This window comes from Magnetospirillum molischianum DSM 120, from assembly GCF_000294655.1.
In the GTDB taxonomy this organism is placed as follows: domain Bacteria; phylum Pseudomonadota; class Alphaproteobacteria; order Rhodospirillales; family Magnetospirillaceae; genus Phaeospirillum; species Phaeospirillum molischianum.
This window is the reverse complement of the sequence record NZ_CAHP01000034.1, coordinates 22,715-46,372: the sequence shown is the minus strand read 5'-3', so window position 1 is coordinate 46,372 and position 23,658 is coordinate 22,715. Positions and strand designations below refer to the sequence as shown.

The 23,658-nt window shown below is 64.8% G+C and carries 22 protein-coding genes and 1 CRISPR repeat array; of the genes, 12 read left to right on the top strand and 10 right to left on the bottom strand.

All coding sequences use genetic code 11. The annotated features are described in order from the left end of the window. Window positions 1–75: 75 nt before the first annotated feature. Entirely contained in the window at window positions 76–768 is a 693-nt protein-coding gene (locus PHAMO_RS13845) for a hypothetical protein (protein ID WP_155801817.1), read from the bottom strand. A gap of 199 nt (window positions 769–967) precedes the next feature. Here PHAMO_RS13845 and PHAMO_RS13840 point away from each other — a divergent pair, with 199 nt between their 5' ends. The 5 genes from PHAMO_RS13840 to PHAMO_RS13825 are packed head-to-tail and all read left to right on the top strand — an operon-like array spanning window position 968 to window position 4,824. Next, entirely contained in the window at window positions 968–1,792 is an 825-nt protein-coding gene (locus tag PHAMO_RS13840) for a hypothetical protein (RefSeq protein WP_155801816.1), read from the top strand. Continuing rightward, window positions 1,789–1,950, top strand: a complete 162-nt coding sequence (locus PHAMO_RS19560) for a hypothetical protein (RefSeq protein ID WP_002730189.1) — start codon at window positions 1,789–1,791, stop codon at window positions 1,948–1,950. The genes PHAMO_RS13840 and PHAMO_RS19560 overlap by 4 nt, the downstream gene beginning before the upstream one ends. Continuing rightward, window positions 1,947–2,669 (top strand): VirB8/TrbF family protein, encoded by a 723-nt coding sequence (locus tag PHAMO_RS13835; RefSeq protein ID WP_002730188.1) that lies wholly within the window; start codon window positions 1,947–1,949, stop codon window positions 2,667–2,669. The genes PHAMO_RS19560 and PHAMO_RS13835 overlap by 4 nt, the downstream gene beginning before the upstream one ends. Next, a complete protein-coding gene (locus PHAMO_RS13830) occupies window positions 2,666–3,736 on the top strand; it encodes a TrbG/VirB9 family P-type conjugative transfer protein (protein WP_002730186.1) in 1,071 nt (356 codons plus the stop codon). The genes PHAMO_RS13835 and PHAMO_RS13830 overlap by 4 nt, the downstream gene beginning before the upstream one ends. Beyond that, entirely contained in the window at window positions 3,736–4,824 is a 1,089-nt protein-coding gene (locus tag PHAMO_RS13825) for a TrbI/VirB10 family protein (RefSeq protein ID WP_002730184.1), read from the top strand. The genes PHAMO_RS13830 and PHAMO_RS13825 overlap by 1 nt, the downstream gene beginning before the upstream one ends. A gap of 4 nt (window positions 4,825–4,828) precedes the next feature. Here the strand turns inward: PHAMO_RS13825 and PHAMO_RS13820 are convergent, their stop codons facing one another. Both PHAMO_RS13820 and PHAMO_RS13815 read right to left on the bottom strand, forming a co-directional pair. Further along, window positions 4,829–5,203, bottom strand: a complete 375-nt coding sequence (locus tag PHAMO_RS13820; RefSeq protein ID WP_002730183.1) for a helix-turn-helix domain-containing protein — start codon at window positions 5,201–5,203, stop codon at window positions 4,829–4,831. Continuing rightward, the gene (locus tag PHAMO_RS13815) at window positions 5,197–5,457 is read right to left on the bottom strand and encodes a type II toxin-antitoxin system RelE family toxin (protein ID WP_002730182.1); all 261 of its coding nucleotides are present in this window, start codon (window positions 5,455–5,457) and stop codon (window positions 5,197–5,199) included. The genes PHAMO_RS13820 and PHAMO_RS13815 overlap by 7 nt, the downstream gene beginning before the upstream one ends. An 86-nt stretch (window positions 5,458–5,543) precedes the next feature. Here PHAMO_RS13815 and PHAMO_RS13810 point away from each other — a divergent pair, with 86 nt between their 5' ends. The 7 genes from PHAMO_RS13810 to traI all read left to right on the top strand — a co-directional run bounded on the left by PHAMO_RS13810 (window position 5,544) and on the right by traI (window position 16,205). Further along, window positions 5,544–8,579, top strand: a complete 3,036-nt coding sequence (locus tag PHAMO_RS13810) for a hypothetical protein (RefSeq protein ID WP_002730181.1) — start codon at window positions 5,544–5,546, stop codon at window positions 8,577–8,579. Continuing rightward, window positions 8,567–9,538: a CpaF/VirB11 family protein gene (locus PHAMO_RS13805; protein WP_235720852.1), complete on the top strand. Its 972-nt coding sequence runs from the start codon at window positions 8,567–8,569 to the stop codon at window positions 9,536–9,538. The genes PHAMO_RS13810 and PHAMO_RS13805 overlap by 13 nt, the downstream gene beginning before the upstream one ends. A gap of 142 nt (window positions 9,539–9,680) precedes the next feature. Continuing rightward, window positions 9,681–11,501 (top strand): type IV secretory system conjugative DNA transfer family protein, encoded by a 1,821-nt coding sequence (locus tag PHAMO_RS13800; protein WP_002730179.1) that lies wholly within the window; start codon window positions 9,681–9,683, stop codon window positions 11,499–11,501. 13 nt (window positions 11,502–11,514) lie between these two features. After that, window positions 11,515–11,682 (top strand): hypothetical protein, encoded by a 168-nt coding sequence (locus PHAMO_RS19555; RefSeq protein WP_002730178.1) that lies wholly within the window; start codon window positions 11,515–11,517, stop codon window positions 11,680–11,682. Next, a complete protein-coding gene (locus tag PHAMO_RS13795) occupies window positions 11,679–13,805 on the top strand; it encodes a zincin-like metallopeptidase domain-containing protein (RefSeq protein WP_002730177.1) in 2,127 nt (708 codons plus the stop codon). The genes PHAMO_RS19555 and PHAMO_RS13795 overlap by 4 nt, the downstream gene beginning before the upstream one ends. 259 nt (window positions 13,806–14,064) lie before the next feature. Then, a complete protein-coding gene (locus PHAMO_RS13790) occupies window positions 14,065–14,442 on the top strand; it encodes a plasmid mobilization protein (RefSeq protein ID WP_051002439.1) in 378 nt (125 codons plus the stop codon). After that, on the top strand, window positions 14,439–16,205 hold the full coding sequence (traI, locus tag PHAMO_RS18635) for a TraI/MobA(P) family conjugative relaxase (protein ID WP_002730175.1): 1,767 nt from the start codon (window positions 14,439–14,441) through the stop codon (window positions 16,203–16,205). Before PHAMO_RS13790 ends, traI begins: the two co-directional genes overlap by 4 nt. Before the next feature lie 7 nt (window positions 16,206–16,212). After that, window positions 16,213–17,522: direct repeats of the CRISPR family, unit length 29 nt; unit sequence CGGTTCATCCCCGCAGGCGCGGGGAACGG. 72 nt (window positions 17,523–17,594) lie between these two features. Here the strand turns inward: traI and cas2e are convergent. Genes cas2e through casA form a run of 7 tightly spaced genes read right to left on the bottom strand, consistent with a single transcriptional unit; the run spans window position 17,595 to window position 23,654 of the window. Further along, window positions 17,595–17,891: a type I-E CRISPR-associated endoribonuclease Cas2e gene (gene cas2e / locus PHAMO_RS13780; RefSeq protein ID WP_002730173.1), complete on the bottom strand. Its 297-nt coding sequence runs from the start codon at window positions 17,889–17,891 to the stop codon at window positions 17,595–17,597. Next, window positions 17,872–18,828, bottom strand: coding sequence for a type I-E CRISPR-associated endonuclease Cas1e (gene cas1e / locus PHAMO_RS13775; RefSeq protein WP_002730170.1), 957 nt, complete (start codon window positions 18,826–18,828; stop codon window positions 17,872–17,874). The genes cas2e and cas1e overlap by 20 nt, the downstream gene beginning before the upstream one ends. After that, window positions 18,828–19,538, bottom strand: coding sequence for a type I-E CRISPR-associated protein Cas6/Cse3/CasE (gene cas6e, locus PHAMO_RS13770; RefSeq protein ID WP_002730168.1), 711 nt, complete (start codon window positions 19,536–19,538; stop codon window positions 18,828–18,830). The genes cas1e and cas6e overlap by 1 nt, the downstream gene beginning before the upstream one ends. Further along, on the bottom strand, window positions 19,535–20,257 hold the full coding sequence (cas5e, locus tag PHAMO_RS13765; protein ID WP_002730166.1) for a type I-E CRISPR-associated protein Cas5/CasD: 723 nt from the start codon (window positions 20,255–20,257) through the stop codon (window positions 19,535–19,537). Before cas5e ends, cas6e begins: the two co-directional genes overlap by 4 nt. Continuing rightward, on the bottom strand, window positions 20,250–21,461 hold the full coding sequence (gene cas7e, locus PHAMO_RS13760) for a type I-E CRISPR-associated protein Cas7/Cse4/CasC (RefSeq protein ID WP_002730165.1): 1,212 nt from the start codon (window positions 21,459–21,461) through the stop codon (window positions 20,250–20,252). The genes cas5e and cas7e overlap by 8 nt, the downstream gene beginning before the upstream one ends. A 13-nt stretch (window positions 21,462–21,474) precedes the next feature. Continuing rightward, on the bottom strand, window positions 21,475–21,966 hold the full coding sequence (casB, locus tag PHAMO_RS13755; RefSeq protein ID WP_002730164.1) for a type I-E CRISPR-associated protein Cse2/CasB: 492 nt from the start codon (window positions 21,964–21,966) through the stop codon (window positions 21,475–21,477). After that, complete coding sequence (casA, locus tag PHAMO_RS13750; protein WP_051002438.1) at window positions 21,963–23,654, bottom strand: type I-E CRISPR-associated protein Cse1/CasA; 1,692 nt, start codon at window positions 23,652–23,654, stop codon at window positions 21,963–21,965. Before casA ends, casB begins: the two co-directional genes overlap by 4 nt. Between the last annotated feature and the right edge of the window lie 4 nt (window positions 23,655–23,658).

Sequence of the window (23,658 nt, the reverse complement as noted above, 5' to 3'; positions counted from 1 at the left end):
CCCCGGATGTCAACGCAGGGCACGGGATCCGGGGCCTGGCGACCCCAGCGGGTGCGGGCAGCGCCCGCGCAAAGGCTATTTCTTCGCGGCTCTCGCCGCGAGATCGTCCACGACCTTACGCATCATCGCCTGTTCTTTGGCTTTGTCTTCGTCATCCCGCCAATCGGGGATCGGGCCACACTGGTTCAGGAAGCGAACCGGAACACAGGGTTTGAACGTCACCCAAATCGCCAAGGAATCGTCGAAAGTCTGCGCCTTCTTTTTGGTGAGGGTGGCCCGGTATGCCTCGTGTGCGTAACCTTTGTACCAGCGCATATAGAGCAGATCTCGCCAATCATCGTAGGCGAGCTGCATATCGTAGCCACGCTCGATATTGCGCCGTTTGGCCTCTGGATAGCTCTTCAGTTCGGCGAGCGCCTTGCGCTTATCCGCCTTGTAGAGCGCCAGCCACGGCTTGAAGTCACCCTGATACTTCGCCCATTCCGCGTCATAGCTCTCGGCCGTGTTCAGGTCGAACCAGACCTTCTGGGCGTACTTCCAATCAAAGAATTGCTCGGGTCCGACGGGATTGTATCCCCAGTTTAATACACCTGCATTTGCTGTCATCGCAAATAACAGAAAGTACAAAAAAATGCCTGGGGATAAAAATTCAGAAATTCTAGACCTCGTTGATACCTGCTTCACCTGTGCGCCTCTGGAAAAGTACGTCGGCCTGACCGAGGACTTTGTCGGGCGGCTCGGCGATGTGCTGCACGATCCGATGCTCATTCTGTTTACCTCCTTGTCAGGGCTGTGGATCGTCCTGTCTGGGACGAAATTGCACTTCCAGATGACGACGTTTAATAAAATATTCGAAGACTTTGTATTCATAAGTATAACTGGCCTCATTTTAGGCAGTCAAGGCGCGGGGCTTATTTCATACGTCTATAGCTCTGCTATCTCCATTATGGGAGAATCAAGCGCCGTCGTGTTCAAGCTGGCAGCAGACAGCCAGAACTCTGGCCAGAGCGGTCTGCTGGACCTTGCCGCTCAAGGCGAAATGGCGGCGGCCCGCGTGATCCAGGCGGCATCGGCGATCGCCAGCGCCGGGTCGGCGATGAACATCCTGAACTATCTCTACGCCGCGATCCTGGTGCTGCCCTACCTGCTGCTGGTGGTGGCCTATTCCAGTCAGGTCGTCGTCGCGATCTTCCGCGCCACGATGGTCGGGGTGTTCGCGCCGTTCCTGTTCATGGCCTTCGCTTTTGGCTGGGGACGCGGCATGGCGCAGTCGGGGGCCAAGACCCTGCTGGCCTCGATCCTGGTGCTGTTCGCCAGCACCGCCGCTTTGTCCCTGACCGTGTTCGGGGTCAACAATTCCATACTTGAACCCTCTGACCTGACCGGCGACCGGATCAACCAATTCGCCTCGATCACCAACCCGGAATTCCTGGTGGTGATGTTCCTGGGTTGGATGGGCACCGCCTTGCTGACCGAGGGCACGTCGATCGCCAATTCGATCGCCGGGACGATGCTGACCAACACCGCGAGCGGCATCATGACCGCCGGGATCAGCGGCAGCGCCGCCGCCGCCGGGTCTCTGGCCAAGCGAGGCGCGGTGGCAGGCAAGGATGCCGCCGGAGGCTGGGGTGGGGGCCGCTCGGCCTGTTGCCAATCAAGGGCATGGCCGCGATGTCGGCCCCCGTCGCGGCCACTGCCGCCTCCCTGGTCGAGAAATTCCAGAACATCAACAAGCCGGACAGCAAGGCCTGAGCCTTGCCGTCCGATGGTTACGACAGGAGAGCGATTATGAAGGGTCTGCTGATTGGGTTGGCGCTGCTGCTGGGGGCCTGCACTGGCTCGACCGAGTTGCAGAAGGACGGCAGCGGCACCGACGAGATGCTGAAATCGCCCTGCGCCTGCCTGCCGGTACCCTATGAGGGACCGTCCTTCGTCTGGGGTCGGGGATGAGGACGCTGTTTCGTCGCCGTCCGGTGGGACCGGCTCCGGTCGATCATGACCGGCTGCGTGGCGTTGATCCCTATGCCTTTGAAACGGCGCACCGCCGTCTGGCCTGGATGTTCAGACTGAGCGCGATGACCAATGCCGGTCTGGTCGCGGTGGTTATCGTCGAAGCGGCGGCGATCTCGGCGCTGGTGCCGGTGCAAAAGGTCCAGCTCGGGCTGGTGCGGGTCGAACCGGCGGGCGAGCGCACCGTCCCGGTCGATCCCGCTTCGCTGGTCCGGGTGCTGCCAATCACCCGCGACACCCCCGGCTTCGATCTGCTGATGGAGAGCTTCGTCCGCCGTTATGTCCGGCTGTTGCTGGAGATCGACCGCGTTACCCAGGGCGACCGGATGCGCGAGGCCAACCTTCATTCCGACGGAGGGTGGTGGAAACAATTTGCCGCCCGCCACAAGGAGATCGAGCGCGCGGTCGAGACCGGACTCAACCGCTCGATCGTGGTCGAGAGCGCCGACCGGATCAGTCTGAGAGACGGCATCGGCCGCTATGCCGTCGATTTTGTCCAGACCGATGCCCGCGACGGCAAGTCGGTCGAGACAAGGCGGCTGCGCGCTTATGTCGCGGTGACCTCGCGCCCCCACACCGTGCGCGACCACGAGAAGTACGAGAACCCCCTCGGTCTGCGGGTGCTCGACCTCACCCTCAAGGAAAGAGGAAATTCATGATCTCTCGCTCTGCTCTGGCGGTGGCGCTGCTGCTGTCGGCCGCGCCCGCTTTGGCTCAGACCCCGGTCAAGTCGCTGGCCCAGCCCCCGGTGCCGACGACACCACCCGCGCCCGGCAAGGTGCCGTCTTCTCTCCCGATGACATCGGCTTCGTCCTATCAGACTCCGGTGTTGGCTCCGCAACCGCAGCCCCAGGTCGCGGCGATTCCGCCCGCGCCGTTGCCGGACTCGGCTTACCAGCAGGCGGTCGGACAGGCCGAAGGCAACTTCCCCGAGATGGATCGGGTCGGAGCCGGGGGGCAGATTCAAAACGCCTGGAACAACTCCGAACCGCGCAACGGAGTCTATGCGACGAGGGTGTGCGAGGATTGTGTCTACAAGGTCCGCACTCGGGAATTCATGTCCACCACCCTGGTGCTGCCCGAGGATGCCGAGATCACTCAGATCGATCTCGGCGATGCCACCGGCTTCAAGGTCCATGTCCGCGCCGCCAACATGGTCGCGGTGCGCCCGGCCGCCTATGGCCTTGATACCAACCTCAATATCTATACGAAGTCCGGCGCGGTCTATCCGTTCTATCTCCGCTCCGAGGGCTTCAACTCGGTCCATGTCCCCGATCTGATCGTCCGCATCCTCGGACGCGAATCCCCCGAGGAGATCAGGCCGGTCGCGCTCACACTGGCCTCGGCAGTCCCGGCCAAGCCGGGTGACCCGGCGGGTAAAGCGGTTCACGACCTCGTTCATCCCAAGCCGGAGGGCGGCGATTTCGTCCGCACCATTGCTTTCGACCCGGCCAAGCTCCGGGGTTGGAAAGACTACCGCCTGTGGGGCGACGACGATCTGAAGCCGGAAATCGTCTATCGCGACGATGTCTTCACCTACATCCGCTATGGCGACAAGTGGGACGGGATGGAGCTGTCCACCGCCTACGTCACCATCGACGGCATCGACGAACTGGTCAATTCCAGGGTCCAGGGCAGCACCTTCATCGTAGAAAGCGTCAACCCGCTGATCACGCTGAAGAACGGCAAGAAATTCCTCTGCATCCAGTACAACGGGAACTCCTGATGTCCTGGCTGTGCGATCTGGCCCTGGTCGCCGGAATGACCCTGTCGGGCAGTTGTCCTGCGGCGATTCCGGCGTCTGATCCATTGCCCGCCGACGATCCCGCCGTCTGGGCCTATAAGCCGCCCGCGCCGCCACCGGCTCCGCCGCCGCCAGCCCCGGCGTTTCCCCCGGTGGTGATCGAGCGCGAAGTGGTCCGCGAGGTGGCGATCCCGGCCCCGGTCCAGGCTCCCCCGCCTGCACCGGCACCCACGCCCAAAACCCTGGGGCCGGTCGAACTGTCGGTGCAATCGGCCTACCGCAGCCGGGCGCTGGGAGCCGCCGCCTGGACCGACCCGGTACCATTGCCGGTGTCGGTCAATGCAACGCCGTCGTTGCGTCCGGCCCCGCTCGATCTCGGAATCGCCGCCAAGGACCCGACCTATAAGGAAGCCTCGATCACCTCGACCAAGCCGGTCGATAACAGCCGGATCGTCACCACCGACCGCTATATCAGCGGCATCTTCGAAACTGGCATCAACACCCAGTTGGATGGCGCGACCGGCGGCCCGGTGGTGATCCAGACCACCCGCGACGTGTTCGGCTATCACGGCCGCAACATCCTGATCCCCAAGGGATCGCGTCTGGTCTGCGCCTTCAAGAGTCTCGACAAGATCGGCTCGACCCGCGCGCCGTTGCGCTGCTCCCGCGTTCTGCTCGGCGGTCACCGTGCTGAAATCTTCGGAGCCAAGGCCAACGTCACCGACGTCCAGGGCGCGCTTGGCGTTTCGGGCGAGGTCGATAACCGCTTCTTCGAGCGCTACGGCACCGCCTTCCTGCTTGCCGGTATCTCGGCGGCGGTGCGAGCTTCGACCGCCGGGATCGGCTCTCCGTCTTCCTCGTCGTCGTCCTCGGCGTTGGGCTCCTCGTCCACCTATTCCGATGGCGGCGCGTTGTCCCAGGGCAGTGCCGAATTGTCGCAGCGCTTGGGCGAGATCACCGCCTCGGCGCTGGAGCAGACCATCAACCTGACCCCGATCCTCAAGGTCGCTCAGGGCACCCGCATCCAGATCCGACCCGACACCGACTGGTATATCGCCAATGTCGAATAAGCCGTCACACCAGCATGTCGAGATCGACCGCCAACACCTCGGCCAGCGCCTTGATGGTCGCGGTGGTGCCGGTGCGCTTGCCGGTCTCGATGTCGGACAGATAGCCCGCACTCAGCCCCGCCGCCTCGGCCAGCTTGCGGATCGACAGGCCGCGATGCTCACGAAACACCCGGATCGGGTTTTCCCCCGCCACCAACCGCTCAACGACCGCGTCGGGGAAGCTTTCCTCGTCCTCCGTCGCGGCGTGCGCAGCCTCGGCCAACGCGCTTTCCAACCGCTCGACCGAGCAGGCCAGTTCGTCGCGCTCGGCAGTCAACCGAGCGATTTCGGCCTCGTATTCGAGGTCGGTCATGCGACGGGTCTGCACTCTGTTCACCATCGGTATGCCCCTCCTCTGGGCGCAACCTCGAACACATCGATCTCGTCGGCATCTTCATCAAGGGTGAAGGACACCCGCCAGTCGCCAACCCGCAGCCGGTATCCGTTTTCGACCCCCTCCAACGATTTGAGGTTGTTGTTGGGCTGGTCCGGAGCGGCGGCAAACGCGGCGAGCTTCTCGCGGATGTCGGCGGCTTTGGCGGGCTGGATCTTCAGCAAGGTCTTCAGCGCCGTCTTTTTCCAGGTGATCCGCATTGTCCGTCCTACTGCCGTGAGCCGATGTTCGCAATTAGCGAACACAATGGCAAGGACAAAATTTGCTTCAAACGTGGAGTGACGCCATGCGTAACGACAGCATCGCGGCGGCATTGTGCGCCGCTCTTCTGATCCCGCTTCCGGCCGGAGCCGCTCCGGTCCAGCCCCAGAATCCAGATACGGCTAGAGCCTCGACCGCCTCAGTCCCAACCAAGAATCCAGGTGCGGCCAAAACCCCGGCCGCCGCGTCGCAGAAGAATCCGGCCCAGCCCGCGACCGCTCCGGCTCCGCTTACCGCCGTCAGCGACACCGTCGCGGTGCCGGTCTGGCCGAAGGCGGCGGTGACGCTGCCGGTCAATCAGCCCACTCCGGCCTCGTTCTCGCTGGGCACGGTCGAGGGGATCAACCCGGCGCTGCTGTCCGGGGTCACCGCCAAGGGCTACGCCCGTAAGGTCGAGGCCGGTCCCCAGACCGTCGGCCAGGTGCTGGTGACCAGCGTCACCAAGGGCGATCGCGAGGAAACGATCTCGGCCGAGGGCCTGACGGCACAGTTCGACGCCAAGGGAGCCAACGAGCTGTTCCCGGAAAAGACGCTGGAGGTGAAGGGCTCGAAATCGGCCTTGGTCGCGGCCTTGGAGCGACTGGCGAAGAAGGAGAAGAATGAAAAGAAGGAGGAGGAGACAAAGAAATCACAGAGCGAGAGCACGGTTCGTCAGGGCAGCAGCGGGTCGCGTTCCAACGATCTTGCCTCGCAATACCGCACCCCGACCACGATTGCCTCGACACCCACCTCGGACAAGCAAACCACTACCGAAATCCGCACCAGCACCGAGGGCTGCCACGTCCGGGTCAATCTCGCCCAGGGCAAGGCAATCCGTCAGTCAAAGGAACAGACCTTCACCGACGGCGTGCTGTCGGGCGAAAGCCAGTGCAGCGATTCCGAAGTCAGCTTCCCGTTGAAGAAATCCTATGCCTCGTGCCCGACCGACATCGTCGATCTGAACGCGCTTAAAGCCTGGCCGCAATACAGCCTGATCTATACCGACGAGGCGGGCGAGACCCACGCCGTCAGCGAATGCACCAAGGACACGGAATCGCCTTACGTCCTGACCGAGGACGAGAGCCAGTGCGCGGTGTCCCTCGACTTCACCACGGCAAGGGCGGTGCCGCAGGCGGCACTGGTTTACCTCAACCGCAACAACGCCCCGGTCCAGGCCAGGGGCTGCGCGCCGTCCACCAAGTCGGCCGCCGTAAAGATGACAGAAAGCGTCGATGCCTGCCCGCTGCGCCATGACTTTGCCGCGGGCAAGAGCACCGAACGGTCGATGTGGACTTATGTCCTGGGCGGAATCACCCATCAGGCCGCGCCCTGCGCCGATACCGGCCGCACCTTCCCCCATGAAACCGTCCATACCGACAGCAGCGGCAGTTACATCTGCCCGACGATAACCGATCCCAACCGCCGCACCGTCACCCTGCAATCGCGCCAGCGGATCACCATCGACGGCGTTGCCCGCTACATCAGCGAATGCACCCCGGACAAGCGAACCACCACCGAGACTCGCACCAGCACCGAGGGATGCCGCATCCGGGTCGATCTCGCCCAGGGCAAGGCGATCCGTCAGTCAAAGGAACAGACCTTCACCGACGGCGTGCTGTCCGGCGAAAGCCAGTGCCGCGATTCCGAGGTCAGCTTCCCGTTGAAGAAATCCTATGCCTCCTGCACGACCGATATCGTCGATCTGACCGCGCTCAAGGCCTGGCCGCAATACAGTCTGATCTATACCGACGACGCGGGCGAGACCCACACCGCCAGTGAATGCGCCAAGGACGAGGAAACGCCTTACGCAATCAGCGAGGACGAGAGCCAGTGCGCGGTATTCCTCGACTTCACCACGGCAAAGGCAGTGCCGCAGGCGGCGCTGGTCTACCTCAACCGCAACAACGCCTCGGTCCAGGCCAGGGGCTGCGCGCCGTCCACCAAATCAGCCGCTTTGCCGATGACCGAAAGCGTCGAGGCCTGCCCGCTGCGCCATGACTTTGCTGCGAACAAGAGCGCCGAACTGTCGATGTGGACCTATATCCGGGACGGCGTCACCTATCAGGCCGCGCCCTGCGCCGATACCGGCCGCACCTTCTCCCATGAAACCGTCTATGCCGATGCCTCGGGCAATTACGTCTGCCCCACGGTGACCGATCTCGACCGCCGCGCCGTCACCCTGCAATCGCGCAAGCAAATCACCATCGACGGGGGCGTCCGCTACATCACCGAATGCAGCCCGGACAGCGCGGCGCAGGCGATCATCTCGACCACCGAGGGCTGCACCGACCCGACCAAATGGACCCACGACATCGAGGCCGGGCAGAGCTACGGCCAGGAGCGGTTCTATTACACCCGCCCCAACGGCAGCCGCGAGTATGTCACCGCCTGCCAGACCTCGGCGACCACCTATCGCCAGCAGCAGACGATCACCGGCTACCAGAATCATGACGACCAGCTCTGGGCCTATCCGCTCTCGACGGTGACGATCGATTACGCCGGGAAACCCTACACCATTGTTGCCTCGCAGGTGCTGCCCGGCGCGGCGCAATTGGCCTATCTCCCCCAGGGTACAACCGATTTTCCTACCGGCAGCTCGACCTATGAAGGCTGCAATGCCTGGCGGCAGACCGCCCGCAGCGAACATTGGAAGCGACCCGACGATACCGAATACACCAAGCCAATCGGCGCGGGTACGCCGGTTGGACCCGTCAATGTCTGCATCGAGCACGTCGTCGAAACAAGGCCGATGGCGACGGGGTGGTATGGACTTACCAGAGAGAATTCGGAGACGACATGGGGGAACGACGGGGCCAATAGCCCGACGACGACGGTGTTCAACTTCTGCACCGCGATGCAGAACGTCCACAAGATCGAGCGGATCAATACGGATACAGGAGAGAAAATCTCTACCACCTGCAAGTTTCCCGGCAATGCCTGGATTGGGTGGTGCGAGGCCGCGAAAGTGACCAGCAGGCAGCCGTTCCCCGCTGCCGAGCCGTATATTCACTCGATTGGCGGCACCGCGATCTCGCTCACCGAGCGCAAGCAGACTCTCTTCGTTCCCCCGTGCCCGTTCTGATCGCCATGATCTCGGCGATTTCGACCATCCTGCGGCCGCTGGCCTCGTTCTACGACGACCCGGCCACCATCGAGATGAGGATCACCCGGCCCGCCCAGGTGATCCTCGACCGGCGCGGCGTGGGCAAGTCAATCTTGCCCGCGCCAGACCTTACCCTGGCCCGGATCGAGGATATCTGTCGCTCGCTCGCCAATCATGCCGAGCTGCGCTTCGATCCCGAGACCGCGCCCAAACTGTCCTGCATCATCCCCGAAGCCCGCCACCGCTTCGAGGCCCTGCTCGGCGCGTCGGTCCAGACCGGGGTGTCGCTGGCGATCCGCTGCAAACATCCCTTCACCCCCAGTTGGGAGCAGATCGGGGCCAGCCCCGCCGTCGTCGCCTATCTTGAGGCCGCGATGCTGGCCGAAGCCAACATCATCGTCTCGGGGGCCACCAACACCGGCAAGACGACGCTGCTCAACAAGCTGCTCGGCTTCCTGCCCGATCATCGCCGCGTCGTCGTCGCCGAAGACGCTCCCGAACTCGCAATCGACCGCTTCTGGGACGGGGTCGGGTTGCTCGCCGCCCGCGAGGCCGGGGGATCGGCCGGGATGATCGACTGGCGGCAGCTCTATGACCACCAGATGCGCGCCACCCCCGATCACGTCATTTTCGGCGAGATCAGCACCCAGAATGCCTTCGCGGCGCTCGGCGCACTGAATTCCGGCATCACCGGATTCATGTGCTCGATCCACGCCGAAAGCCCCCATCAGGTGCTGAACCGCAAGTTCGAGCAGAACATCGCCTGGGCCGGGCAGTCGATGCCCCGCATCTCGGAATTCCTCGCCGAACTGGTCGATGTGATCGTCCAGATCAAGCGCGACCGCGACGGCTATCGCCGCATCACCGACATCTATGAACCCCGCGCCGGGCGCTGGGTGATGAAGGACGGCACCCTCTCCGAAAGGACCGCAGCATGAGCGCGACCGGCAAGATGTGGGCGTTGCCCACACCCACCAGGGGGCCGCGCCCCCTGGACCGGCATCAATTGGATCGGGGTCCAGGGGCCGTGCCCCTGGCTGGAATGGGCAGAGCCCATAACCCTCTCCGGAGGGCCGGGCGATGAGGCTGCTTCTGCTCCCCGTTGCGATCCTTCTGGTCGTGTTCATCACCGGCTTGGTGTGGCAAGTGGGATTCGGCTTCTATCCGCTCGAAGCCGCGTCGTGGGTCTGGGTGCAGGATTACCTGCGCGCCTACCACCAGCTTCCGCTGTTTCTGACGGCCAGCCTGTTCGGCGTCGCGGCGGCGCTGATCGTTCTGATCGTGTTGCTTCAGGCGCTGGCGTCGCGGATCGGCGGGCGGACCACCCATGGCGGCCACGACGACACCACCTTGCACGGCTCGGCCCGCTGGGCGACCAAGGCCGATGTCAGAAAAGCCGGTCTGATGGGCAAGACCGGCGTTGTCGTCGGGGGCTGGCCCGGCCTGATGGGCAAAATCAGGACGCTGCGCCATGACGGGCCGGAGCATGTGCTGGCATTTGCGCCGACCCGCTCGGGTAAGGGCGTCGGGCTGGTGTTGCCGACCCTGCTGTCCTGGCCGGGCTCGGTGCTGGTGCTCGACATCAAGGGCGAGAACTGGCGGCTGACCTCGGGCTGGCGCGCGGCGCAGGGCCAGCGCATCCTGAAGTTCGATCCGACGGCGGAGTCCGGCGGGCTGCGCTTCAACCCGCTGGCCGAAATCCGCCTCGACAGCAACCACGCCATCGCCGATGCCCAGAACATCGCGGCGATGATCATCGATCCCGACGGCAAGGGGCTGGCCGATTTCTGGGCCAAGTCCGGCTTCTCCTGGCTGACCGCCGCGATCCTCTACACCTTATATAAGGTGCGTGCGGACCAGGGCCGGGTCGCCACCCTGACCGATGTCGATACTATCCTGACCGCCTCGGGCGAAGGTGGCCTCGACCATCTGCTGGCCGACATGATCCGCTTCGAGACCGGAGCGGAGGCGACCACCCGGCTGATCCGCTCGGCCGGGCAGGAAATGCAGGACCGCGCCGCGCAAGAACGCTCCGGCGTTCAGTCCTCGTCGAAGGTCGATCTGTCGCTCTACCGCGATCCGATCGTAGCGCAAAACATCGCCGCGTCGGATTTCCGCCTTTCCGATCTGATGAACGGCGAGAGCCCGGCCAGCCTGTATCTGGTGGTGCCGCCGTCCGACATCGACCGGCTCCGTCCGCTGCTCCGCGTGATCCTGAACCTGGTGCTGCGCCGCCTGATGCAGAGCGGCGACGCCCCCAAATACCGCCACCGCCTGCTGCTGATGCTCGACGAGTTCACCAGCGTCGGCAAGCTGGAGATTTTCGAACGCGCCCTGGCCTTCATGGCCGGATACGGGCTGAAGGCCTTCCTGATCATCCAGGATCTGACTCAGTTGCAAGGGGCCTATGGCCGCGAGAATTCGATCGTCGGCAATTGTCATATCCGGGTCGCCTATGCGCCGAACGAGGTCGCCACCGCCAAGGTGCTGTCCGATCTGTGCGGCAAAACCACGATCGTTCAGACCCGCAGCACCCGCTCGCGCCAACCGCTGGCGCTGTCGGGCACCGTCACCGACAGCGTCGCCGAAGTGGCCCGGCCGCTGCTGACGCCCGACGAATGCATGCGGCTCAAAGCGGCGGTCAAATCGCGGCGCGATCCCGCCCGGATCGTCCGCCCCGGCGAGATGCTGGTGTTTGCGGCGGGCTATCCGCCGATCCTCGGCCGTCAGCCGCTCTATTTCCTCAACCGCACCCTGCTGGAACGCTCGCAGCTCGCCCCGGTCGGTACCGATCGCAACGACGGGAACAGCGAACCTGATTCCGATCCCTCGGTGCCCGTCACCGATCCCTCTGGCTTCGCGGATCGCATCCGCGCCGCCGCCCGATCCTCGTCCATCTGAAAGGAGTCTCCCGATGTCCCCTGATCCCCAAATCCCGCTCGACCAGATCGCGGTTCAGATCACCACCGGCCTGGTGGTGACGGTCGATCCCGACGATGCCGACGCGATGGCCGCGTTCGAGGACGAGGCCCTCGATCTTGAGGCCGCGCTCGACAGCCGTTTTGACGAGGAGGCGGAATGATGGCCGAACCGAAGATCAGCTATCGCGACGAAATCGCGGGCGAAATCATCCGCCGCATCGAGGACGGCACCGCGCCCTGGCAAAAGCCCTGGAAGGCCGGAGAGATCGGCGCGGCCCCGTTCAACCCGGTCAGCAACAAGCCCTATCGCGGCATCAACGATCTGTGGCTGTCGATGATGGGTCGGGCCGATCCGCGCTGGATGACCTATCGCCAAGCCCTCGAAATCGGGGCCCAGGTGAGGAAGGGCGAGCGATCGACTACCGTCGAATATTGGCAATGGAGCACCCGCGAGGCGCTGATCGATACCGATGGCAAGCCGGTGCTGGGCGAGGACGGCAAGCCCAAAATGGTCGAGACAAAGCTCGACCGGCCCCGCGTTTTCCTCGCCAAGGTGTTCAACGCCGACCAGATCGACGGGCTGGCCCCCTGGGGCTCACCGGCACCGTCGTTCGACCCGGTGGCTCAGGCTGAAAGCCTGATCGACGGCGCAGGAATCCCGGTCCATCACGATCAGGCCAACCGCGCCTTCTACACCCCCGGCCGCGATGAAATCCATCTGCCGCCCAGGGGCGCGTTCGTCGGCCAGGAAGCCTATTACGCCACCTTGCTGCACGAGCTCGGCCACGCCACCGGCCATCCCTCCCGGCTTGTCCGCAATTTCGGCCCGTTCGGCTCTGAACTCTATGCCCGCGAGGAACTGAGGGCCGAAATCGCCAGCACCATGCTGGCCCGAGATCTCGGCATCTCTCACGATCCTGCCAACCACGCCGCTTATGTCGAATCCTGGCTGAAGGCGCTACGGGACGACAAGAACGAGATCTTCCGCGCCGCCCGGGACGCCGAAACGATCAAGACCTGGGTCATGGAGCCGGAGCGCCGTCCCGAGCTCGAACGCGCCGCTCAGGCCCACGCCGCAGCAAAGGAGCAGGGCATGGCCTCGACGCCGGACTCGCGCCCCGATACCGTGACCGAACGACAAGCAGAGACGCGCACTTATCTTGCTGTTCCGTATGCGGAGAAGGATCAGGCCAAAGCCGCCGGAGCCAAATGGGACCGCAAGGCCAAATCATGGTACGTCCCGGACGGGATCGACCTAGCTGCCTTCGCCCGCTGGTCGGGCAAACCGGCTGCTCCCGCCGCCAGCCTGTCTCCGGTCGAGGAATTCGCCGAAGCCTGTAAATCGCACGGACTGATGCTGAAATCGGCCCCGGTAATGGACGGCACCTGGCACCGCGTTCCGGTCCAGGGCGACCGCAAGGGCCAGATCAGCGGTTCCTATCGCGGCTTCCTCGACGGTCGCCCCTCGGGCCAGATCACCAATTACAAAGCGGGCGGCACCGTCAAATGGGTCGCAACCGGACAGGCCCTAACCGACGAGGCCCGCGCTCAGGTCCAGGCCGAAGCGGCCGCGATCCGGGCCGAACGCGAGAGCCTCCGCCTCGCGGCGGCGGAGAAGGCCGCCCGCGTCGCCTACGGGGTGTGGGAGAATTTGGCGGGCGCAGCCACACCCGAACGCTCGCCTTATCTCGCAGCCAAGGGGGTCCAGGGCCACGGCGTCCGCGTCGATGGCGAGGGCAAGCTGATGATCCCCGCCCGCGACGGTGAGGGCAAATTGTGGACGCTTCAGGTCGTCGGTGCCGACGGCAAGCGCTTCCTCAAACAGAGCCACAAGGCAGGCACCTTCCATGTGATCGAGCCGACCGGCACCGGCACGCTCGACACCCTGTTCGCTAATCCCGGCCCGGTGCTGATCGCCGAAGGCTATGCCACCGCCGCCTCGATCTTCGAGGCGACCGGGCAGCCGGTGATCGCCGCCTTCGATTCCGGTAACCTTGCCCCGGTCGCCGCAACCGTCCGCGCCCGCTATCCCGACCGCACCATCGTCATTGCCGCCGATGACGACCACGCCAACCGGCATGGCAATGTCGGGCTGGAGAAGGCCACCGAAGCCGCCCAGGCGGTCGGCGGCTTCGTCGTCTCGCCCCGCTTCACGGCGGAGGAAAAGCTTAAAGGCCTCACCGACTTCAACGATCTGGCCCAGTCACGCGGCCCCGGAGCGGTGCGTCAAGCGATCGATAGCGCTCTCGCCCGTCTGAGGGAGCCGTCCCGCAGCATCGCGTAAACGGTCGGTGGGTTGATCAACCCTGTGGGCGCTGCCCACACCCGCCAGGGGGCCCCGCCCCCTGGACCAGCGTTAATCAGAGTCTGGGGCAAATGGTGATTCGGGGGGGGCATTTTCGCGCGGGCTTTGCCCGCGCCATCCGATCTCCCCACCGAAACGCCGCCCGGTCCAACCAATGCTGGTCCAGGAGCCGCTGGCTCCTGGCGAGGGTCCGGGGCGCGCAGCCCCGCAATTCCTGAAAAGAATAAAGGACTACACGATGAGTACCGAACGCAACCGGGTCAAAGTCTCCTTCACCGCCGATGAGCGGGCCCAGGTCGATGCTCTGGCCGACCAGTTGAAGCTATCGGTGTCCGAACTGCTGCGCCGTCTGGCGCTGGGCACCCGCTTGCCCGATCCGACCGATTTCGTCGCTGCCCAGGCGATCCGTGACCTGCTGAAGATCAACGCCGATCAGGCCCGGCTCGGCAATCTGCTGAAGCTGGCGCTCGACGTCGGTGCGGATGATCTGTCGCCCGCCCATCTGGCCCGGATCGAGGGACTGCTGGTCGAGATCGCGACGGTTCAGGCGGCGCTGAAGGCCACGGTCCACGCGATCCATTATCAGCACCACCCTCGCGCCAAGCAGCCGGAATGATCGCGAAGAAGATCGCCAAGAAACCGGAGACCCGCGACGATTACAGCCATCTTGGCCGTTACGTCGCGGCGGCGCGGGAAAAGGGCGAAAAGCTCGACCGCTTCTGGATCGTCGGCTGCGATGCCGGGACCGATCTGGCCGATCTCGACACCGCCTTGATCGAGATCGAGGCGACCCGCGCCTTCAACAGCAAGCTGACCGACCGCACCTATCATCTGGTGGTGTCGTTCAATGCCGGTGAACAGGAAAAGCTGTCGCTCGCCGACCTTCAGGATATCGAGCGGGCGTTTGCCGAGGCGCTGGGCTTTGCCGAGCATCAGCGGGTCGCGGGCACCCACATCAACACCGACAATTTCCACCTCCACGTTGCCTACAACAAGATCCACCCCACGACCCACCGTTGCCACACCCCACACCGCGATTTCTTCACACTGTCCAAAGTGGCGCGGGCAATGGAACAGAAATATGGCCTCAAGGTCGATCGAGGGATCGGGGCGGAGCCCAACCCGGTTTCGGCCAAGGCCCGCGATTACGAGGCGCGGACCTGGCAGCAATCGTTCGAGCGCCATCTGATCGAGCACAAAGTCGAGATCCTGGCGATAATCGGCACAGCCAGCTCGTGGGCGGAGCTACACCAGGGCCTGGCCGAGTATGATGCCGAGATCCGCAAACGCGGGGCCGGGCTGGTGATCCGCCGCATCGACGGGGCAGGAGCGATCAAGGCCAGCGCGCTCGATCGCTCCTGCTCGCTGAAAAACCTCGAACAGCGACTCGGGCCATATGAGCCGCCTGGGTTAGAACAGAAGCCACAGCCGCGGACTCCCCGGAAACCCTATCTCGCCAAGCCGATGACCTGTCACCCCGCCACATCAAAGCTGTGGCGGACCTGGCGGCAGGAGAAGCAGTCGGGCTTTCTCCGCCGCCATCTGTTCAATATCCGCAGTTGGCGCGATTACCTGATGGCCGATGCCCATAAGGACGCGCTGGCGCTGGCGATTAGCGTCACTCACCGGGAATTCCTCCATCTGCTGATCGGTGACGATCCCGCCCCACGCCGGGAGGTGCCGCGCTCGATCCGACCGGCGCTGGAAGGCTGGCTCGCCGCCGCGCCCTGGCGGCACCCGGCGATCACCGGAATAGGAAAAGACGATCTTGCCACCCTCGGACTCAAGGGTGACACCAAGGGGCGGGCGTTGTTTCCGCTGCGCGATGACGACGGCCATGTCTGGGCGATCCACGCCATCGACGAGTCCGGACGAAGCTGCACGATCGGCGATGCTACCCGCCCCGGGCTGCGCCATGTCCTCGATCCCGCCGGGCGGCTCGATGCCCCCGAACCCCATGCGGGGCCGATCCTACTTTCGACCGACGCTATTGCCGCCAGTCTGGCCCGCACCGGCACCGATCAGCCCGCTTTACTGGTTGGCCGCGACGCCGATTTGCCCCACACCGCGACGGCGCTGAAGGACCGCCACCCCCAGGCCGCGATCGAGATCTTAACCCCAACCGCCAGCCCCGAGGCCGAAGCCGCTGCGCGTGCCGTCGGCGGCCGGGTCGTCCGCTGCGACCGATTTCAGATCCTGGCCAACCGTGTCGCCCGCCAGCTCTCTGAGCGCCAGACCGTCGCGATCGATCCCGACCTCGCCCACGCGATGGGGGCCTTCGTCGAAACCGCCCTCACGCCCGATCAGGCGAAACCACCCCCCCCCCGGCCCCGGCCGATCCCGTTAGCCCCCCGCATGGAGAAGGCCCATGTCCGCTAACTGAACGCAGTTTATCTCCGCAGGCGCGGGGAACGGGCCGACGGTGGCGAGAACGAAATTAATGCCCGTGGTTCATCCCCGCAGGCGCGGGGAACGGTGGTCGGCCACTTTGACGATGGCGTCAGCGCGCGGTTCATCCCCGTAGGCGCGGGGAACGGTTTTTGACGCGGCTGCGTCATACTCGGCAAGTCGGTTCATCCCCGCAGGCGCGGGGAACGGCCGGCCACCTCCACCCGACAGGAGTCATCACCCGGTTCATCCCCGCAGGCGCGGGGAACGGGTCGATGGTGGTAATGCGAATGAAGTCGTGGTCGGTTCATCCCCGCAGGCGCGGGGAACGGAGCGACGTAGACCCATATTCGGCGCGGTGGGCCGGTTCATCCCCGCAGGCGCGGGGAACGGGCCTCGATCATCGGCGGCGTGTTCATCGTCGGCGGTTCATCCCCGCAGGCGCGGGGAACGGGGGCGTGTGGATCGAAAGCGCTGGCGATGTGACGGTTCATCCCCGCAGGCGCGGGGAACGGGCGTCGGCATGCTCCAGCGCGATAGCTCCGGCCGGTTCATCCCCGCAGGCGCGGGGAACGGTCTCGCTGACTGTCGAGCCGGTCGAGCGTGTCCGGTTCATCCCCGCAGGCGCGGGGAACGGACGTGCCATAGCCGTCTCCCGTGTCAAAAAGGCGGTTCATCCCCGCAGGCGCGGGGAACGGTCGCGCCTGAACGGCACCAACACCCCGAGCGACGGTTCATCCCCGCAGGCGCGGGGAACGGCGAGCAGCGCTCTCCCAAAGGTCCAACTGAGCCGGTTCATCCCCGCAGGCGCGGGGAACGGGACAGGCAGCAAGTGGAATGGCACCCTGGATGCGGTTCATCCCCGCAGGCGCGGGGAACGGAGCCTTTAGCATCAAGTTCCAGCTCCTTCTGCCGGTTCATCCCCGCAGGCGCGGGGAACGGGTGGCGATGGGTCTATGGATGTTGCCCCCGCACGGTTCATCCCCGCAGGCGCGGGGAACGGTCCGCCTTCCGGGTTCATGATCACGATCCCTCCGGTTCATCCCCGCAGGCGCGGGGAACGGACAGCGCGGACCATGCTCAACGCATCGCGACGCGGTTCATCCCCGCAGGCGCGGGGAACGGGCGTTTGACCCGCTGGCCCGCGCTGGCGTGGACGGTTCATCCCCGCAGGCGCGGGGAACGGCACGGCAGAGCATAAGCACGCTCCAAGCAGTGCGGTTCATCCCCGCAGGCGCGGGGAACGGTTTGTAACGCCATTGCCGACCGCCCCAAACCACGGTTCATCCCCGCAGGCGCGGGGAACGGTCTGGCTGGAGACCATTGTTTAGCCAACAGATTCACGATGTCAAACAGCACACCGAGGTTTTCTGTATGTTCTTATCGCGTCTTATCGGTGAGAGGGGGCTTAAACGCGACCAGGGGGAAGCCATCATAATCGACGGGATCGCGTCGGTTGGTACCGCAGGTATCGAAGACAAACCCGGCTTCAGTCGGCGCGGTCCAGGCGATCACGCCATTGCCGGAGCCGATATTCTCCTGGACCTGTCGCCAGATCATGTCGCGCACCTTGGCTCCGTAATCGCCGACATAAACACCGGCTCGGACTTCCAACAGCCACACAGCCAAGCGGCCGCGCAGGCGGGGCGGAACGTTCTCAACCACGATGACCAGCATCGCCGGACGGCTCCTCGGGGATAGCGATCGGCTGGGCCTCGGGCGCGGGGGGTGGAACCTCCAATCCACCGGCGGCCAGGACCTCCTCGATCATCGGAATCAGGCGGGCAAGCAGATTGGTGCGCCGAAACGAATCTCGACACAGCAGGCGAACAGTGCGCACAGGATCAACCACCCGTTCACGCTCCAACGGCCGATTGTTCTGCACCGCCCCGGCGACGCGAAAGGCGATTGGCACCACAGTGTCGAATTTGAAGATGTCGGCGATATCGTAGGCGAAAGAGCGGGCCTTGCCGGAATGAAGGAACCCGATCGCTGGAGCATAACCAGCGGCTAAAATTGCCGCCTCAGATAGGCCGTGCAGGCAGGCGGTGGCCGCACTGAGGCAACGGTTGGGGACGTCTCCGGCCGACCAGTCTTCGGGATCGTAAAGGCGTCCATCCCAGGACACGCCGAACTTATGCGCCAAGTCTTTGTACAGTGTTCTGACACGAATGCCCTCGATCCCTCGCAACTGATCGATCGAGCGGCGTTCGGGCGGATCCTCGGCGAAGCGAAGCGCGTACATTTTGCGGACCACCCGCAAGCGCGCGGTTTCGTCCAGGGCAAGGCGGGCTTGAAAAAGCAGCCGATCCGAACGTGCCCCACCCGGCTGGCCAGCGGAATAGACCCGAACCCCGGCCTCGCCGACCCAGATCAAAAGAGTTCCGGCCCGGGCGGCCAGAGTTGCGGCGGCATGGCTGACCCGGGACCCAGGTTCCAGCATCAGGCAGACCAGACCACCGACAGGGATCACCGTGCGGAGCCCGGTGGCATCGACGACCACGAAGGCTCCGTCGATCACATCGAGTTGGCCTCTCTCGATGAACAGAATCGAAGCCCGATCCTTAATCGGGATCGGGCTGGGCGGGGCCAGACCGGGTATCGTCTCCCCCATTACTCCGCCTCGCGCCCCAAAGGCCGGATCAGCAGCAAGCCGCAGCCATAGGCCTTGCCCCGGCCGACCCCAAGCAGAAGGGCGCGGCGCACGGCATCGGTGTCGGAGACCAGAGCGGTTCCTTCATAATCGATACTGGCAAAGCGAATCGGCGGCCCATCCTGCCGGGGAAGCCGGTCGTGCCGATATCCATCGACCCGGAGCGTCGCCTCGTCGATCGCCAACCCGATCCCGGCAGCCCGATCCAGCAACCAGGGCAGCGCGGCGGCGCGAACACGGTCGGGTCCAAACGCTGCGGCGGGGTCCTCGGCCCGCAACGCCTCGCGGGCACGAGCGACCATGTTGACCTTGGCTGACAAACGTCGTCCAGTCTTGATCGACACCATTGGCGCGGCACGCAGGGAAAAGCCAATCGTCATTCCGACCGGCGGCGCAGGATCATAGGCCTTGGTCTCGATCTCCCACACGGCACCGTCATCGACCGGCGGACGAGCCGAGACGCAATAGACCCAGTCCGTAGTCTCGCGGAACAGGAAATCGCGCCTTGCATCGGGATCATCGGCAAAGGCCAACCAAACCAGGGCATGGCCCCGGTCGCGCGTGGTGCTGGCTCCCAGCATTGCCGCTCGGGCTGCCTGGATCGGGGAATCGCGCCGCAGCCGTAACCGGCTGAACCAGCGAGGCGACAGGTCGGAATGATCGACGGTCATGACGGTGTCTCCTGCACGATCATCCATTCTGTTCGAGGCGCGAAAGTCCAATGCCGCCGCGAGGGGGCATCGTCACGCCGCTCGCGCACTTCGTCCGGCAGCCCGGCGAGCGGTGCCCCCGCATCGGCATACAAACGGGTCCGACCGGCGGGGACGGCGAACCCCTCGGGCAAGGGGGGCGGCGCATAGGCGGCGAACGCCGCCTCCAGGCTGTCGCCGACAACGATATCCGGTGCGAACGGTGCTACCGTCGGGCAGGATTTCCGCCCGAGATAGGGGACGAAGCGCGGATGGAGTAGGGCCTGGGCGATGGCTGCCAGGGACGGACCGCCCTCCTCTCGCTGCCACAAGCCGATGGTGGCGACCTGACCGACGAAATAATAACGGTCGGTCAATTTGGTGTTGAGGGCAGAGGCGGGGCCGGACACTTCCTCGGCCCGCGTCGCCCATGCGCTGGTCCTGCCCGACCTCGGGCTCTGCACGGTATGATAGTCGCGCAAGGGACGACCTTCGGAATCGACCCGAACCGCGAAGCCCAGGGTGCGATGAAGCGTCAGGTGGGCCGCCTCGTCGGCCCGGTCGATCCCCATCGCTCCGGCAACCAAGCCCAGCACCGCCGATTTTGAGGGCTGGGACCAGGTCGAGCGCCGCTCGTCCACCGCGATCTCGCCCCACGCCGCCATCAGACCGGCCAGTCGGAACAGCAGAACGTCATGCATCGACAGCCTCCCGCGCGGTGTTGGCCTCCGCCTCGATCGCGGCGGCGGCCAGCGTCAGGATGTCGGCCAGCGTGCCGGACCCGGCCTCGACATTCATCTCCGCCCGCGCCTCGGCCAACGAACCGTAAGCCTGATCGAATTTGTCGCGCAGATCGACCAACGCCTTGATCGACGGGTCGATCCCATTCGCAGACACCGGCTTGAGGAAGGCCGCGCTCAGCGCCCGCGGCTGGGTGGTTCCCCGCTCTGCCAGCAAATAATGGGTATAGGCCCGGCTGGCGAAGCTGTTCTGCTTGCCCTTGGGTGGCACGGTGGCGGCGGCGCAGATCAATCCTTCGACCGCCCGCCGCGTCAGATCGCGGTCACCCTGCAAATTCTTGAGGAGAAGGCCGAGATCGACGCAGACATAGGTATAAAATAGCCCGGCACCGAATTCCTGGACATTGACGTGACCGGCACCCCGGTCGTCGGCGTGTTCCTTCAGATCCTCGACGGCGGTGAAGTAATCGTCTTCGACGCTGGCGCGGTGGGTGGTGATCGCGTGCGCCACCTGCACCGCCGCCTCGACGTTGAACTTCGGCGCGTCGGCCAGCATGCGGCCGAACATCGCAATGTCGGCAGCGTGCGGACGCTCCTCCAGCAGAGCGAGTTGGCTCGGATCAATCGTCTCCCCCCGGGCCAACCGCTCGACGAGGTCGTCCAGAGCCACAATCTCGTCCGGGCCGAGATGGACCAGTTCGTTGGTCAGATTGTCGCGTCCCTCCTTGGTCTGGATCGACCCGAAGGCGACTTTGGCGGGTAATCCCCCCTTGTCCTTTCCCTTGGCTTTGACCTTGGCTTTCTTGCCGTCCTCGACCGGCGCCTCGTCACTTTCCGGCGCATCGTCGTCGGCACCGGCTTTAGCTGCCTTGTTCTGGAGCGCAAGACGGACCCGCAACGTCGCCTCTTCGGGGGCAAAGCCGTGTTTGCTCACCAGGGCCTCGACCATGCGCCAGACAAACCGCTGGCTGCGAATCCCGATCGCCGGGCCAACGATCTGATGGAAAACATCCGAGGTCCGCCACGCCCGTTTCAGGGCTTGCGACGAGATGCGCAGCCGTTCAGAGCCGCCGACCATCGCGGTCTTGGGCCGACCGGTATCGTCGCGGTTAAGGTTGGCGGGAGGGAACGCGGTCAGGAAATGCAGTTGCAGGAACTGAGGCATCGGTAAACCCCTTTCAGGCAGCAGGATTGGACGCCGGAGCGGCGGCGGATTCATTGAAATACTCGAACAGCCAGCGGCGACGGGTCCGCTCGCCCCATGACAGGATCGAGAGGGAAAGGTCGGCCACCGGGGCAGCATGGTCGGTGAACCGCAAGGCACGGCGCAGCGGCAGGACGAGCTCCAGCGGAGACTCGATTTTGAGCAGGCGGCGAAACCGGGTTTCGGTCAGCACCGGTGTCTCGGCGTTGGGAGGCAGGCCGAGACGACGGGCAAAGGAACCGCTTCCTTCGTCACGGCGGACATGGGCCAGCACCAGAGTCACCGCCACCCTGGCCTCGATTGACCGGTCGTCGGCGGCGATACCGCCGGTGCGGACCAGGAAGTCGCGGCACGCCCGGATCGGTACCGCCGCGACCAGATCATCGGCGCGGCGCAACGCGGCGCGGTCGCCTGGGCTGTGCTCCAGGCTCTGCCACCATTGCACGGCGGTTTCGGGGAAACTCATTCGTGGGTCTCCTTCTCTCGGGTAGAGGGGCGTTGGCCGGACTTGGGCGGCGGATCGGCCAGACCGAGGGCCTTCTTCAGCGCTCCATTCGTGGCGCGATGCAGAGTGGCGCGGGCATAGGCGGCACGGCGGGCACCATCCTCGCCGATCCCCTCGATCGGAATTTCGTCGTCGAACTGGCGAAAAACCTGGGTGCGCAACCGGGCCAGCCAGTCGCGGCGGAGCGCTTCGTCCAACTCCAGGTCGGCGGCGCCGATCCGCCCCAGAATGTCGATGAACGTGGACTCGGTCTCGCGCCAGAAGCGTTCATCCAGCGTGGCCGTATCGATCTTGTCCTTGTCCTTGTCCTTGGCCTTGTAAGACCAGTGGCCGGAATGGTTTTTGTTCGCTTCGCGCTGGCCGTGCCGACCGATCTTGACGGCCACGCGCAGGCTATCGAGGGCCTTCTTCGCTCCATCGACCAGCTTCACCGCCCGCACCATCATCGTTTCGGCGGTATCGCGATCAAGGAACGGCCGCAGCGGCATCCGGCTCTGATACCAGCAGCGGGCCTTCATGTTGTCCATGTCGTAGCCTGCGGCTATCACCCGCACCGGGTGGTTGGTCTCCCCCACCCGCTTTCGGAACGCCTTAACCATCGGAGCAGGCCGCTGCTTGGCGTCATCGCCGCCCTGAACCAGGAGCCCCAGCCAATCGCGATAGGGCAAACCGCCGGGTTGGGGATGGACGGCAAGCCACACCGGCTCCTCCCCTTTCCCCAGGTATGTCGGCGACAAGGGATGGGTCCATCCTTGGTATTGCACCCCCCATGGCGCGGTTTGGTAGGTTGCGACCATCACCGGATCGCGGTCACCGAGCAGGGCGCACTCCACCTCGGCGGCGGCGGTGAAACCGAGTCTTATCCGCCGCGGCATGCCGAAGAACGCCTGCAACGGATGAGCATCCGAAGGATTGGTGGGGCGGTCGGGACTGGAGGTCCGGGTCGGCCCCAGCCAGGGAAAGACATCAGCGCGACCTTCGGCCGCCTCGATCCGCCAGTCACCTCCCGCCGGAACATTGCCGTAAACGGTGGTCCACAGCACCGGCACCGGCTGACCCTGCACCTCGGCCAGATCGATTTCGACCAGAGTGGAGAGCGGACCGCCGCCGCGAACCCCGACACGGTGGCCTGCCCCTCCCGGTGGGGCATAGGTCTGGAGGGTGATCAGGGCCGCCGCCGCCGCACGCCGTCCCAGATTTGGGGTACGGCCCCGCTTGACGAAAAGGTCGGCATTCTTGGCCTTCGTTGAATCGCCCGGAGAGTCGATCAGCAGGGCGGCCACCGGAAATTCGGTCCCGCTCATCTTGGTGTCGAAGTCTTGATAGCAGCGGGGGCCGTCGCCATCGAACCAAAACGCAGGCTCCAGCGGGCGCAAAGCCGCCTCCAACTCAGCGACCGAAGGGGGCGTCTGCATCAGGTCGAGCCATGATTCGGTGCTTTCTGGCGCCATCCGGGCGGCGATCAGGCCGATCAGCCATTCGGTCAGCGCCAGGGTGAAGTCGGGGCGGGGAAAGTCCAGCGCCACCACCGGATCGTCGCCATAGCCCGCGACGATGTCGGCGGGACGACCGACGAACCGCGCCCCCGAAGCCCGACGGAATGGCAACCAGGAATGCGCAATCAGGTTGAACGGAACAGGCGGGATCAACGGC